Source organism: Acinetobacter sp. ANC 3903, assembly GCF_002135315.1.
Lineage (GTDB): Bacteria > Pseudomonadota > Gammaproteobacteria > Pseudomonadales > Moraxellaceae > Acinetobacter.
The window spans coordinates 42,194-57,155 of record NZ_NEGA01000017.1; the positions used below are offsets into that span (position 1 = coordinate 42,194).

The 14,962-nt window shown below is 42.6% G+C and carries 11 protein-coding genes; 4 read left to right on the forward strand and 7 right to left on the reverse strand.

The annotated features are described in order from the left end of the window. Positions 1-59: 59 nt before the first annotated feature. From B9T29_RS13125 to pheA, 3 genes are all read right to left on the reverse strand, one after another. Positions 60-2,306 carry a bifunctional prephenate dehydrogenase/3-phosphoshikimate 1-carboxyvinyltransferase gene (locus B9T29_RS13125; protein WP_086176346.1) on the reverse strand — a complete coding sequence of 749 codons (2,247 nt, stop codon included), beginning with the start codon at positions 2,304-2,306 and terminating at the stop codon, positions 60-62. A 3-nt stretch (positions 2,307-2,309) separates the two neighbouring features. Continuing rightward, entirely contained in the window at positions 2,310-3,416 is a 1,107-nt protein-coding gene (gene hisC, locus B9T29_RS13130; protein WP_086176347.1) for a histidinol-phosphate transaminase, read from the reverse strand. A gap of 75 nt (positions 3,417-3,491) precedes the next feature. After that, positions 3,492-4,601: a prephenate dehydratase gene (gene pheA, locus B9T29_RS13135; RefSeq protein ID WP_086176348.1), complete on the reverse strand. Its 1,110-nt coding sequence runs from the start codon at positions 4,599-4,601 to the stop codon at positions 3,492-3,494. Between the two features lie 756 nt (positions 4,602-5,357). On the opposite strand from pheA, the gene B9T29_RS13140 reads away from it, so the two are divergent. Then, on the forward strand, positions 5,358-5,876 hold the full coding sequence (locus B9T29_RS13140; protein ID WP_086176349.1) for a type 1 glutamine amidotransferase domain-containing protein: 519 nt from the start codon (positions 5,358-5,360) through the stop codon (positions 5,874-5,876). Between the two features lie 92 nt (positions 5,877-5,968). Here the strand turns inward: B9T29_RS13140 and B9T29_RS13145 are convergent, their stop codons facing one another. Both B9T29_RS13145 and B9T29_RS13150 read right to left on the reverse strand, forming a co-directional pair. Then, complete coding sequence (locus B9T29_RS13145; RefSeq protein ID WP_086176350.1) at positions 5,969-7,111, reverse strand: acyl-CoA dehydrogenase family protein; 1,143 nt, start codon at positions 7,109-7,111, stop codon at positions 5,969-5,971. A gap of 151 nt (positions 7,112-7,262) precedes the next feature. After that, positions 7,263-8,609 carry a dicarboxylate/amino acid:cation symporter gene (locus B9T29_RS13150; RefSeq protein ID WP_086176351.1) on the reverse strand — a complete coding sequence of 449 codons (1,347 nt, stop codon included), beginning with the start codon at positions 8,607-8,609 and terminating at the stop codon, positions 7,263-7,265. Positions 8,610-9,045: 436 nt separating this feature from the next. Between B9T29_RS13150 and B9T29_RS13155 the strand changes: the two genes are divergently transcribed. Continuing rightward, a complete protein-coding gene (locus tag B9T29_RS13155) occupies positions 9,046-10,047 on the forward strand; it encodes a glycosyl transferase family protein (RefSeq protein WP_086176352.1) in 1,002 nt (333 codons plus the stop codon). Positions 10,048-10,337: 290 nt separating this feature from the next. Here B9T29_RS13155 and B9T29_RS13160 read toward each other — a convergent pair whose 3' ends face one another. Both B9T29_RS13160 and B9T29_RS13165 read right to left on the reverse strand, forming a co-directional pair. Further along, positions 10,338-10,610 (reverse strand): YeaC family protein, encoded by a 273-nt coding sequence (locus B9T29_RS13160; protein ID WP_086176378.1) that lies wholly within the window; start codon positions 10,608-10,610, stop codon positions 10,338-10,340. 3 nt (positions 10,611-10,613) lie between these two features. Beyond that, positions 10,614-11,555: an NAD(+) kinase gene (locus tag B9T29_RS13165; RefSeq protein WP_086176353.1), complete on the reverse strand. Its 942-nt coding sequence runs from the start codon at positions 11,553-11,555 to the stop codon at positions 10,614-10,616. A 412-nt stretch (positions 11,556-11,967) separates the two neighbouring features. On the opposite strand from B9T29_RS13165, the gene mrcB reads away from it, so the two are divergent. Continuing rightward, complete coding sequence (mrcB, locus tag B9T29_RS13170; RefSeq protein WP_086176354.1) at positions 11,968-14,361, forward strand: penicillin-binding protein 1B; 2,394 nt, start codon at positions 11,968-11,970, stop codon at positions 14,359-14,361. 15 nt (positions 14,362-14,376) lie between these two features. Further along, the gene (locus B9T29_RS13175; protein WP_086176355.1) at positions 14,377-14,946 is read left to right on the forward strand and encodes a hypothetical protein; all 570 of its coding nucleotides are present in this window, start codon (positions 14,377-14,379) and stop codon (positions 14,944-14,946) included. Positions 14,947-14,962 lie beyond the last annotated feature (16 nt).

Consider the following 14,962-nt stretch of genomic DNA (forward strand, 5'->3'; position numbering starts at 1 on the left):
AACAAAACAGCCAAGCAAAAGCTTGGCTGTTGTTTAACAAATACACAAAATTAGACTAATTATTCACTGACCTGAATCGCTAAACCTGCCTGATTGGCTAATTCGGTAAATGTAGGGAAACTAGTTGCTACCGTTTCTGTACCGACAATGTTGATTGCACCTGAAGTCCGTAAGCCAGCCATAGAGAAACTCATGGCAATACGGTGGTCATGATGCGATTCAATTTCACCGCCTGTGAAAATTGCAGACCAGTCACCAGCCTTACCCTTACCCTCAATAATGATGCCATCATCAGTTGGCGTACAGTCAATGCCCATAGTCTGCAAGCCATCTGCCATCACCTGAATGCGGTCAGATTCTTTTACGCGAAGCTCTGCAGCTCCAGTCAAAATGGTTTGACCTTCAGCACAAGCTGCAGCAATAAATAAAGCCGGGAATTCATCAATCGCCAATGGGACCTGATCTTCCGGCATATGAATACCTTTTAGGGTACGAGTTCCGCGAATACGAATGTCTGCAATTGGTTCGCCACCGGCAATACGCTCGTTTTCAACCGTTAAATCAGCACCCATCTGTTTTAGGATTTCAATCACGCCAGTACGCGTCGGGTTAATCCCCACCGCTTCCAGAGTTACATCTGAACCTTCGGTAATGGCAGCACCCACCATAAAGAACGCAGCAGATGAAATATCAGATGGTACCTGAATGTCAGTACCCACCAACTTCCCGCCACCTTGCAGGGAAATACGGTTACCCTCGGTTTTCACTTCATAACCAAAAGCACGTAGCATACGTTCGGAGTGGTCACGGGTCGGTTCAGGTTCAGTGACCGATGTTTCCCCTTCTGCCCAAAGACCAGCCAATAAAATACCTGATTTCACCTGAGCAGAAGCCATAGGCAGGTCGTAATGAATGCCTTTAAGCGCCTGATTGCCGCTAATGGATACTGGCGGTGTACCACGTTCACCTGTAGTCTGAATCTGCGCACCCATTTCACGTAAAGGTTTGGCAATACGTTCCATTGGACGTTTAGACAATGAGGCATCACCGGTCATGACAGAATCAAACTTCTGAGCACACAACATACCCGAAAGCAGACGCATGGAGGTTCCCGAGTTACCCATGTACAGGGCACTTGCAGGAGCTTTTAAGCCATTCATGCCGACGCCATGAATAGTTACCTCACCATTTTTAGGCCCTTCAATACTTACGCCCATATCACGGAAAGCTTGCAAAGTCGCCAAAGCATCTTCACCTTCCAGAAAACCGGTAACATGGGTAGTACCTTCAGCAATCGCACCAAACATAATGGAGCGGTGTGACACAGATTTGTCACCTGGCACGGTAAATTTACCTTTAAATGTCTTATCACCCGGCAAAATGGTAAATTGTTGTGTCACTTTATCGTTCTCCATCAAAGGTTTTTTAGCGAGCATATGATTGAAGTGTTGTCGTGCCGCTTGAGCATGTTCAAGCAATCCGATCAATGCGTTGGAATCTTCATTTTCAATGAGTTTGCGGATTTGAGTTAGTTGCTGCTCAAAGCCATCCACTGCATTTAAAATTGCTTTTTTATTGGCAAAAAAGATGTCATGCCACATTTGCGGGTCACTCGCAGCGATTCGGGAAAAATCACGAAAGCCACCAGCGGCATAACGGAAAATATCCAGATTATCTTCCCGATTCGCCAGCTGCTCAACCAGGTTAAAGGCCATCAAATGCGGAAGATGGCTGGTATGGGCCAGCACTTCATCATGCTTGTCCACATCCATACAAATCACTTCTGCTTTGGCAGCTTGCCACAGTTGAACCAGTTTATCCACGGCCCAGTCAGCACTGCTTGGAAGCGGTGTTAAAATCACTTTATGGTTGGCAAACAAATCGACTTTACCTGCATGCACGCCAGTATGTTCCGCACCCGCAATCGGATGACCCGGAACAAAACCTGCCGGCAGGTTTTCACCATATACGGCTTTGGCTGCATTCACCACATTACCTTTGGTACTGCCCACATCGGTAATGATGGTATTCTCTGACAAATAAGGCTTAATGGTTTCCAGCACTTTTTGCGTTGCACGAACAGGCAAAGCCAACACCACCAAATCCGCACCTTGTACTGCATCGACAGGATTGCTATAGCCTTCCTGAATCAATCCAAGCGCTTTTGCATCTTCCAGCGTTTTTTGCGAACGTGTGGATGCAACAATCTGCTTTGCCAGTTTTTCAGCAATGATGACACGAGCCAGACTTGAGCCAATCAGCCCAAGTCCAATAAAGGCAACTTTTTCAAACAGTGGCTGAGACATGGCTTAAGCTTTTTCCTCTACCACACTGCTGGTCAAATCTAGGACTTTGGCAAGTGCTGTCAGGAACTTCGCATTTTCAGCTTCAGTACCAATCGATACACGCAGATGATTTGCAATACCGACAGGACGCACAATCACGCCTTCTTTCAACAATGCATTGAAGGTCTGTGCAGGATCAGCCTGTACATCCACCAAAATAAAATTAGCACGTGAAGGTACATAATCTAGACCTAATGCTTTAAAGCCAGCTTCCAGCTGAGCCATACCCGCCTTGTTCACTTCACGCGATTGCTCAATAAAGTCTTCATCTTTCAGTGCCGCAACCGCAGCCACCATAGCAAGATGGTTCACGTTAAACGGCTGACGAATACGGTTCAGGTAATCTGTCACTTCTGCCGATGCCAAGGCAAAACCAACACGCAGTGCAGCCAAACCATAACATTTAGACAAGGTACGACTGACAATAATGTTTGGATATTGTTCTAAGAATTTCAGGCTGTTGAAGTTTTCCGGGAAATATTCCACATAAGCTTCATCCAGAACCACAATCACATTGGCCGGTACTTTTTGCATGAAGGCTTCAAATTCAGCTTCTTCAAACCAGGTTCCGGTCGGGTTATTTGGATTGGCAATAAAAACCAGTTTGGTATTGTCTTTAATTGCTGCTGCCATGGCATCCAAGTCGTGAGCAAAACCTTTGGCAGGAACTTCAATGGCTTCTGCATTAATCGCTTGAGTCACCAAAGCATATACGGCAAAAGCATGCTGGCTATATATCACAGAATCTTTTTCTGAAACGAATGCGCGGGCAAACATTTCCAGCAAGTCGTTTGAACCATTACCCAAAGTAATACGGTCAGCAGTTACACCAAATTGTGCCTGAATCTGGTCTTTTAAAATAAAACCGCCACCATCAGGATAACGTCCGATTTCTGCCAGTTCAGCAGCCACGGCTTGTTTTACCTTATCAGAACAACCCAACGGGTTTTCATTCGATGCCAATTTGACAATATCAGTAATCCCTAATTCACGCTCAAGTTCACTAATAGGTTTACCTGGTTGATAAGGCTTTAACTTTGAGATGCCTTCATTGGCAGGGACAAATGACATGTTACTCTTCCGCTATTTCAAGTGATAAAAGGGATCAGCCTAAAATTAAAAAATCAAGCCGATCACCAGAGTGATTTATAAAACTGCAATCGGATAAGAACCCAATACACGAACTTCTTTCACCAAAGGACGAATTTCTTCAATTGCCGCTTTCACGTTTTCCTGATCAACATGACCTTCCAAGTCAATGAAGAAAACATAGGCCCATTTTTCAGGCAATGCAGGACGGGTTTCAATACTGGTTAGACTAATATTGTGTTTTGCAAATGGCGCCAGAATTTCCAGCAAGGCACCGGCACGGTCATGTGCAGAAATCAGCAATGAAGTTTTGTCATTACCACTTGGTGGTACTTTTTCACGGCCAATCACCAAGAAACGTGTGGTGTTTTCCGGATTATCTTCAATATTGCTGTGCAAGATTTCCAGATCATAAATATTGGCAGCCACTTCTGAAGCAATCGCTGCGGAATGCCATTCATTGCGAATACGGCGTGCAGCTTCGGCATTTGAACTGAGGGCAACGCGTTCAACACCCGGATAATGAGCATCTAACCATTTTCGGCATTGTGCCAAGGTCTGCTGATGAGCATAAATCTGTTTAATACTGTCTTTACGGGTATTGGATGACACCAGGAACTGATGATGAATGCGCAGCTCCACTTCACCGATCACGTTTAAATGGGACGATTTGAAACAGTCTAAAGTATGGTTCACCACACCTTCAGATGAGTTTTCTACAGGCACCAGACCATAATGTGCACTACCCGCTTCGACTTCACGGAATACTTCATCGATGGTTGGCAATGGACGGACAATCGCATCCTGACCAAAATGTTTCAGTACTGCTGAATGGGTATAAGTACCGACTGGACCTAAGAAAGCAATACTTTGTGGCGCTTCCAATGCCAGACAGGCAGACATGATTTCACGGAATAAACGCGCCATGGTCACATCAGATAACGGCCCTTCATTACGCTGCATAACATTGCGTAAAACTTGTGCTTCACGTTCAGGACGGTAAAACAAAGGATTCTCTTCAGCAGCAAATTTTGCCTTTGCGACAGCTTCAGCCAATTTTGCTCGTCGATTAATAAGCTGTTGAATCTGTTGATCTACAGAGTCAATATCCTCACGGATTTGAGCAAGGTCAAGAGAAGTCGTTGTGTTTTGATCGTCGTTGATCATTGTTATGTTGCCCTTCAAAAACGTTATGCAAACAGTATAACAATAGTTAGCTTTCAAATGTTACGCAATAAGACTTTGATTGATTCAGTCTTAAAAACATACAGTTGATTTAATCAGCAATTTATTACTCATGTTTTGCCCTGAGTATTTTAAATTGCTGAGCTTTTGCCAATTCGCTAAAAAAAACACCAGGGCTATACATATTCAATTCAGCAACCTGGCTCGCAATTTTATGTCATTTCATTAAATAAATTTATCGGTATTTGCAAATAAGCTCATCGTTAAAAACGCTTAATACTGAGTTATTTTTAGCCGTTTTTCTTGTTTTAAAAGATTCGATTAAGCGATTCTGGTCGAGTATCTTCAAGTTCTGCCAGCAACAATGATCGGGATTATAGATAAACAGATTCAGGAGTCGCTTCAAACATGGATAGCCACGATAGCTTTTCATCTCGCAATGAATAACATCACAAAACGCGGTCAAGTCCATCTGACCGCATACAAAGTTGAAAAATCCACAGCCATTTTGAAATAATTGACAAAACCCATCATCGGAAAATTCTGCATGCTGACCATTTGACACATGTAGAAACAAAAGTTTTTAGTTTAATTTTTTAATATTTACAAATACTTGAAAACACTCATCTAGCTAAATTTACAGATATTTTACAGATGCAAGAGTCCTTTACCAAACTCCATCACAAAAGTTTAATGTTTAATTTATAGTCTGTGAACAAAGCAATTCGGAGAACAATAATGTCCAAAAGAATCGCCGTTCTAGTGACCCATGATTTTGAAGATATCGAATATTCAGAACCCGTGCAAGCCTTTCGTGCAGCACGCCATAGTATTTTAAATATTGAAAACAAAGCAGGCAATATTGTCTATGGTCATAAGCGAAAATCGGCCGTCACTATTGACCAAAGTATAGATGATGTGTCGGTGCAGGATTTTGATGCCTTGCTCATTCCGGGTGGCTATTCTCCAGACCGGCTCCGTGGCGATGACCGCTTCGTGGATTTTGTACGTAAATTTGCCCATGCAGAAAAACCCATTTTAAGCATTTGTTATGGTCCGCAGTTACTGATTACAGCCAAAGTGGTCAAAGGCCGCTTAATGACCACCATTAAAACACTCGCCAAGGATCTGGTGAATGCCGGTGCGGTATATTACGATGTCGGTGTGGTGAATGATAATAATCTGTATATCTCATCACGCTCTCCTGATGATTTACCCGCGTTTATAGAAGAAAGCTTAATGGTGCTCAGTCAATAAAAAACACCCTTTAAAGTCAGACCTGGTGTCCAGCTTTCAGGGTGTTCTTTTTCGACTTCTTTTATTTCATGCTTTGCATTTCAATGCCATCATTAACGGCCCAATAAACTACGCGCCACAATCTCTTTCATAATTTCATTGGTCCCACCGTAAATTCGCTGAATACGCGCATCCACAAAGAAACGTGAAATTGGATATTCCGTCATATAGCCATAACCACCAAACAGCTGTAACAGGTTATCCGCTATTTTCATCTGCATGTCGGTTGCAAAACTTTTTAAGGCTGCAGCTGTTTCCACATCCAGTTTACCTTGCATATAAAGTTCAACATTTTGGTTATAAAATGCAGCAGTCGCCTGTTCATCTATTTTTGCCTGTGCCAAAACAAAACGGGTATTTTGGAACTGGCTAATCGGCTGACCAAAAGCCTGACGTTCTTTGACATAAGCAATAGTGACATCAATCGAACCACGAATGGCGCCAATCGCCGTTGCGGCAATGGCAGTACGCTCACGCGGCAATTCCTGCATTAAATAGGCAAAACCTTGTCCTGCCTGCCCTAGCAACTGATCTTTAGGCACCTTGATATTATCGAAGAACAGTTCTGAAGTATCTTGTGAATGCAAACCAATTTTGTTGAGGTTGGTGCCCTTTTTAAAACCGTCCAGATGCGTATCTAAAAGTAATAAAGACACGCCTTTTGCCCGTGCTTGCGGATCAGTTTTAGCCGCCAATACCACCAGGTCAGCATGTTGACCATTGGAAATAAAGGTTTTGGAACCATTCAGCAGATAGTGATCTCCCTGCAAAATGGCATTGGTACGCATGGCCTGCAAATCCGAACCTGCGCCTGGTTCAGTCATACCAATCGCCCCTACCACTTCACCTGTCACCATTTTTGGCAACCAGTACTGCTTTTGTTCTTCTGTCCCAATATGCAAAATATACGGTGCCGCAATTTCAGAGTGGCAGGAAATTCCGGTGGATAGCGCGCTAAATCCAGCACGGGCAGATTCTTCCACCAGCATCAGTGAATAATGGGTCGGCACCCCATAACCACCATATTCTTCAGGTACATCCACACACAGGAAACCGTTTTCACCCAGCAAATTCCAGACTGAACGCGGCATAATGCCTTCATGTTCCCATTGTTCATAATGTGGAGCAATATGCTCATTCATAAAGCGTTTGAAATTGTCGCGGAATAATTCTAAATCAGCATCATAAGCCAACATATAGCATCCTTATATTGAGTTGTTGTAGTTCTGTCCCTTGCTCATGCTATTCACTTTATAAGTATCTGTCATGTCGTATAAGCTTTATATTTTATGACTTTAGGGTCAATAAAAAAGGAAGCCTTAGCTTCCTTTTTTAAATCTGCATTGGTTAAATGTGTGTTTGAGCCGCTTCTTCCAGCATTTTTTGGTCAACCATTTCCGGATTGTTTAATGCTTCATTTAATTTAACTGTATCTAATTGACCCACCCATTTTGCAACGACAATGGTCGCCAATGAGTTACCGACCAGATTCGTCAAGGCACGTGCTTCAGACATAAAGCGATCAATACCCAGAATCAATGCCAGACCTGCTACAGGGATATTTCCTACAGCAGACAATGTTGCCGCCATGACAATAAAACCAGAACCTGTTACACCTGCCGCACCTTTAGAAGAGATCAACAACACCGCTAAAAGTGTAATTTCATGTGCTAAATCAAGCTGAGTATTTGTTGCCTGTGCAATAAAGATTGCAGCCATGGTTAAATAAATTGAAGTACCATCCAGGTTAAATGAATAACCGGTAGGAATCACCAGACCCACAACTGATTTTTCACACCCGACAATTTCCAGTTTTTTCAACATGCGTGGAAGTACGGATTCAGAAGATGATGTACCCAGTACAATCAGGAGTTCTTCACGAATCATACGAATCATTTTCAGGATACTAAAACCACTGAAACGTGCAATACTGCCCAATACAATGAAGATAAACAGTAAACAGGTAATATAGAAACAGATGATAAGTTGAGCTAACTGAGCCAGTGAACCAATACCATATTTACCAATCGTAAATGCCATCGCACCGAACGCACCAATAGGTGCAAGTTTCATGATCATATTTACGATGTTAAAGAATACATGCGAAATTTGATCGATGAATTTAAGGACCGGTTTACCTGCATCGCCCAATTTATGTAACGCGAAACCAAACAGTAATGCAAACAAAAGGACTTGAAGAATTTCACCTTCGGCAAAGGCACCCACCACCGTATTCGGGATGATGTTCATAAAGAAATCAACGGTCGATTGTGAAGCACCGGATTCCACATACTTAGCGATACCTGAAGTATCTAAAGATGCAGGATCAATGTTCATGCCCACACCCGGTTTTGCAATATTAATCACCAGCAAACCGATAATTAATGCCAGTGTTGAGACAATCTCAAAATAAAGCAGTGCGATACCACCTGTTTTACCCACAGATTTCATGCTTTCCATACCTGCGATACCGCTAACCACAGTACAGAAAATCACCGGTGCAATAATCATTTTGATGAGCTTAATGAAAGCATCACCTAATGGTTTTAATTGCTCGCCCAAGCCTGGAACACTTTGCTTAACGCCGTCAACGATTACAGATGAACTTGGGTAAAAATGCCCAACAATCACACCTAAAATGATGGCAACAATCACTTGAAAATAAAGTGACTTATAAATTGGTTTTTTAGCCATAACATTACTTCTTTAGATATTTCCAGCACTAGAAATATTCAGTTTTTGCCTATTCTTACGAATACACAGCCTTTAATCCTTTTGTATTCATCACAAAAGAACATACAAAAAGTATTGAGTAAGCTCAAATACTGGGATATAAAACAAAAAAATCATAAACTTATCATCACGAATGAATTGAATTTATAAAAAATCCACCTATTCGATTACACATACTGATAAGCAAATCTACATAATTTTACCTAATGTTAAATTTTACCTAATTTTTATTTGTTGATGCAGTCTATATTGTTAAGTTTGTTTAAAATAGCATCGCTACTTATTAGACATTAGTCGAAACGACTAAAGTTACTTTTATTTAAATTAGGCTGAAATATTTACCTTATCTTTATAAACTATTATCCATCCCATTTTCGATTGCCAAGAAATACTCCTTATGCAAACCAAAAGAAATATCTACAAAGATGCTGAACATCCTTTCGCACAATATGTCCGTATTATAGGCAAAGGAAAAAACGGTGCTCGTTCTCTGAGTTTTGACGAAGCCTATCAAGCATTCAACATGATCTTAAAGGATGAAGTGCTGGATGTTCAGCTAGGTGCTTTCTTAATGCTACTGCGTGTTAAAGAGGAATCTGTCGATGAACTGGCCGGTTTTGTACAGGCCACCCGTGATCAATTGAATTTCAAAGCTTTAGATGTGGATCTGGACTGGTCATCTTATGCCGGCAAGCGTAAGCATTACCCATGGTTTTTATTGGCAGCGCTGACCCTGGCACAACACGGCTATAAAGTCGTTATGCATGGTGCATCGGGACATACCATTAACCGCCTTTATACCGAACAGGTATTGGAATACTTCGGCTATCCGATCTGCCAAAATGACAGCGATGTGGAACAGCAGTTGCAACAACGCAATTTTGCCTATATTCCCCTAGAAGCGATCTCACCTATTTTGAGTGATTTGATCTCTCTACGGAATGTGATGGGTTTACGTTCCCCAATCCACACCCTTGCCCGTTTAATTAATCCATTTAATGCCAAAGCCACCATGCAGGCTATTTTCCATCCTGCCTATCGTGCTTCACACCAACAAGCTGCATTTAAGCTGGGCTATCAAAATAGTGCAGTGATTAAGGGTGAAGGTGGTGAATTTGAACGCAATCCGGATGCCAAAACATTAATCTGCGGAATTAAAAATGGCGAGCTGTACGAACATGAATTACCGAAATTGACAGATAACCGCAGTCCTGTTGAAGAAGAGCTGGACTTGGCGGTTTTTAAAGCGGTTTGGGAAGGCAAGCAACATCATGAATATGGTGAAGTTGCAGTAACGGAAACCATGGGAATTGCTTTATACACTATGGGAGCGTGTGCTTCTTATGATGAGGCCATGTTAAAAGCCAAAGCGCTTTGGCAAAATCGAAAAATTGTTTAATAGGTTAAAGGGTCAGGCTCTGCGGAGTCTTATCGCTCATAATCAAATATTGGGAGCTCGTTGTGTTACTTTTTAAAAATGAGTAACACTGTTGCGCAAGAAAACTTTTTCCATTCGCAAAACTCGGCAAATACCACCGAGTATCATCTCTCTCGCAAAAACAGGACTATATGAATATAGTCCTGCCTCGAACAGTTGCGAATGGCTTTTCCGTGTAGCCATAATCAACTTTAATTCAAGTCAGCCACCAATAAAAAAGACACCGCAGTGTCTTTTTTATAAAGAAATACTTAAACAAAACGAATCGGCTTGAATTCTTCGTCTTGCTTTGGATCATGCGAATCGCAGTGTTCATCTTCTTCTTTGGTGCCGCGGTCAATATAGCCACTACGTTCAGTTTCAGGCAAATTTTTTATTTCCCAGGCATAAACCGCTTGCATACAGATTTGACGTTGCTCTTGCGTAAGTGCTACGCCATTCGGCCATTTACCAATTTCCACTGCTGTCTTTAAACGCGCAACAATTTCAGGATCGAGTACGGCCAGCATTTGTTCAATATTCATCATTTAATCCTGCTGTTGAAAAGAGTCAAAATCTTGGTTCCAGCCCAGCTTGGTACGGCAAGCAATATAGAAATCATAGCCGGGTGGATGAAGGAGATTCAATTTAAATGGATGTTTGCGGATATGCAAACTATCCCCAACACTGAGTGAAACACTGTGCTGACCATCGGCACTGACCATCGGTAATACACGGTTTTCACGAATGATAATCTTAATTTCACTATGCCCACCGACCACAATCGGACGGGACGACAAGGTATGTGGATGCATGGGCACCAAAGAGATAGCATCCATACTCGGATGGACAATTGGCCCGCCACCAGAAAGCGCATAAGCGGTAGAACCGGTAGGTGTCGAAACAATCAAACCATCACTATGCTGACGATAGACATATTGACCATCAATATTCAGTTCAAAGTCAATCATATGTACCGACTTGCCTGAATGTAAAACCACATCATTTAAGGCAATCGCATCATAAATACTTTCACCTTTGGAGCGGATTTCCATTTCCAGCAAGAAACGGCGATCGAGCTGAAACTCGCCTTTGAGCACCTGATCCAGCTTAAAAATAACCTCGGTCGGCTTAATATCGGTTAAAAAGCCCAAACGACCACGGTTTACCCCAATCACAGGTGTATTGTGTCGCACCAGGGCACGTGCAGCATGCAGTAAAGAACCATCACCACCCACTACAATGACCAGATCAACCACTTCACCCAGTAAACTGCGGCTCACGGTTTGAGTATTATTATAAGGGACTAAGGCTGCTGTTTCTGAATCAAAAACAGGATGTAAACCTAAACTTAAAAGATGGTCATGAATAAGACTTAAAGTTTCCACGACGGAGGATTTATCTGGACGCCCTATTAATCCAATGTTCCGAAAAGTTTTATGTGAAATTTGCACCTGGATCATCGCTCCGCTACGATTCCTGCCTATCATAGCATTAACCCTGTTCATTTTAAAAAACTTTAACTGCTGATTACACTAACAATCTAACAAATTCAAAGACTCAGCCAGGTTTTTAGCCTGTCATCCAGATCGGTTCACTTTGCATGCAATCAACCACTAAAATCAGGATGATTTTTTATGATAAAAGTCACCCGATCTGTAAGATCATTTTCATCCGCAGACCTGGCATGACTTAAGCCTGTTAACTTGCTTAAAAATTGACAGATAATTCGCAAATACCGTTTTAGAGCTAAAAATAATATCTTTTATAAAATCAAAGACTCATTCCAAATATTTTGTGCACTTTATTGTTAAATTTTATCTTCATTCACAGATTAATTATTGCAAAAAAATGAAAAGCTTCGCATGATTAGCACAATTTATTTGGATCTTATAATAATTGATGAAGTCTGAACGCGGTATCGGTTTACTGGCCCTTATTTTTTCAATATTAGTCATTGGTGTCTTCTTAGTTTTTAGTATCTATTTAATCCGAATGGATAATATTGTACGCAATAAATTTGAAGGACAGCGCTGGGATATTCCGGCAAAAGTTTTTGCTCGTCCTTTAGAAGTTTATACCAATGCACCGGTTAACCAGGCAGACTTCTCTCAAGAGCTTAAACTTCTGGGTTATAAAAGTTCTGACAGCTATGCCCACTCCGGCAGTTATGTAAGCTCCGGCGATGCTCTCTATGTGCATACCCGTGGCTTCGACTTTGGTGACAGCGTTGAACCGGAGCAGGTGTTAAAAGTTACGTTTAGCGGTAATCAGATTGGTGAAGTCAGTGCCACCAAGCCTTCATCTACCGGCATTGCGCGTTTAGAACCTTTACTGATTGGCGGAATTTATCCACAACACAATGAAGATCGCGTGCTGATTAAGCTCAAGAGTGTGCCTAAACCGCTTATTGAAGCACTGATCTCTACCGAAGACCGTAACTTTTATCATCATCATGGGATATCGATACGTGGTACAGCACGTGCTTTAGTCAGCAACGTCACCGGTGGTAAACGTCAGGGCGGTTCAACCCTGACCCAGCAGCTGGTTAAAAATTTCTATTTAAGCCCGGAAAAAACCTTAAAACGTAAGGTCAATGAAGCCCTGATGGCGATGCTGATTGAGCTTCATTACGATAAAGATGAAATTCTGGAAGCTTATTTAAATGAAGTGAATCTGGGACAAAACGGCAATTATTCCATTAACGGCTATGGTCTGGCTTCACAGTTTTATTTTGGCTTGCCGCTACGTGAACTCAATATTGCTCAACAGGCGTATTTAGTCGGTCTGGTGCAAGGGCCTTCGCTGTTTAATCCCTGGAAAAATCCCGAAGGTGCAAAAAAACGCCGTGATATTGTGTTGCACAATATGCTGGTGATGGGATACCTGACTCAAGCACAGTTTGAGCAAGAAGTTGCACGCCCACTGAATGTTATTGCCAAACCAACCCTAGGGCCTGCCCGTTTCCCGGATTTCATGGATATTGTACGTCGACAGTTGCGTACTGAATATCAGGAAAGCGATCTGACCAATCAAGGTCTAAAAATCTTTACCTCGCTGGATCCGATTGCCCAAACCAAAGTACAGGAAGCCTTTAAAGCCTCTGTTTCCCGTTTGACCAATGCCAATCCGAAAAACCTCAGAGATTTGCAAGGTGCTGTTTTAATCTCGCATCCTGAAAATGGCGAACTGGTTGCAGCTGTGGGTTCTACCCAGGACTTTACCGGCTTTAACCGTGCGCTGGATGCAAAACGTCAGGTCGGTTCCTTGCTTAAACCAGTGATTTATTTAAGCGCGATTGAATCTGGACGTTATAACTGGGCAACACCAGTTGAAGACAGTGCCATGAATGTTTATAGCGAAGGCAAAAACTGGACTCCTAAAAATTACAGTGGTGGTGAACACGGCATTGTTCCTATGTCCGAAGCACTGGCAAACTCTTATAACCTTGCAGCCGTGCGTTTGGGACAGGAATTCGGTATTTCGACCTTTAGCAATCACCTGAAAAAATTTGGGGTGACGTCTGATATTCCAAGCTATCCATCCATCTTTCTAGGGGCAATTGATATGTCGCCGATGGAAGTGATGAGCATTTACGGAAACTTTGCAACTGGCGGTTTCAAATATCCAATCAAGTCCATTCGTTCTGTGGTGGACGCTAACGGTCGCCTGCTCGACCGTTATGGTTTAACGGTACAAAAAACCATTGATCCATCGGCAGCTTATATTCTGAATTATGGTCTGCAACAGGTCATGAGCTCGGGTACTGGGCGTGCAGCTTATAGCGCTTTCCCTGCCGATTTAAAATTGGCAGGCAAATCAGGTACCACCAATGATACCCGCGACTCTTGGTTTGCAGGCTATTCAGGCAATTATGTCAGCGTGGTCTGGCTAGGTCTGGATAATAACAAGGTGACTGGCTTGACCGGTTCTTCAGGTGCATTGCCAGTGTGGATTAATGTCATGAAACAGTTGCGGCAAAAATCGGTTAACTTGCGTCAAACTGACAGTGTGCAATGGCAATGGATTGACCGTTCGACGGGTCATCTATCAGCACAAGGCTGTGAAGGTGCGATGTACATTCCGTTACTTCGCAGTAATATGCCACGTCAGGCCACTACCTGCGGTTTACCGAGTTATCAGGTAGAACCTGCTTCCAATCCTGATACTGAAAACAACCAGGCACCTGCCGACCAAAACGATAGTATTGGAAACTATATTCGTGAAAGTGATACTGAAACACAGAACGATGGTTCTACGAATCCGGTCATTTCAAGCGGTAGTTATAACAATTAAGGGTGACAGTTGAGCATGAATGGGCAATTTAAGCAGCATAAACAGTGTCTGATCGCTCTGGGCTTGATCGCTTTGGTGGGCTGTCAAAGCCTGCCTACGCCCGATGAAAACAAGCAGCCAGCAAAACCTGTCCCTACAGAAAAGCGGGACACTAAAGCTGCTTCAGGTGTGGTCATCACGCCTTATGAACGTGAAGAAATTCAACGTAAAAAGATGCAGGTGATCGTTCCTGCTCAACAGCGCAAACAGCAGTTTGATGATGGCCGCCAGCTACCTGCATTTCAAAAGCTCATGCAAAAAACTCAACTCGCCTATAAGCAAGGGCAATGGAATGAAGCTGAAGCTGCGGCATTGCAAGCTCAACGCCTTGCGCCGCAATCCGCTGAAACCTTCTTGTATCTGGCCCTGATTGCCAATAAAAAGAATCAGCCGGCAAATGCTGAAGCACTGGCACAACGCGGACTGAGTTATGCACAAACCAATGCCATGAAGAAACAGCTTTGGCAGGTTATTTTAAAAGCCGCACAACAGCAAAAAGATCCAAAAACCATTCAACAAGCGCAAAAAGCCCTGAACAGCTTATAAAAACCAGAATGTATTG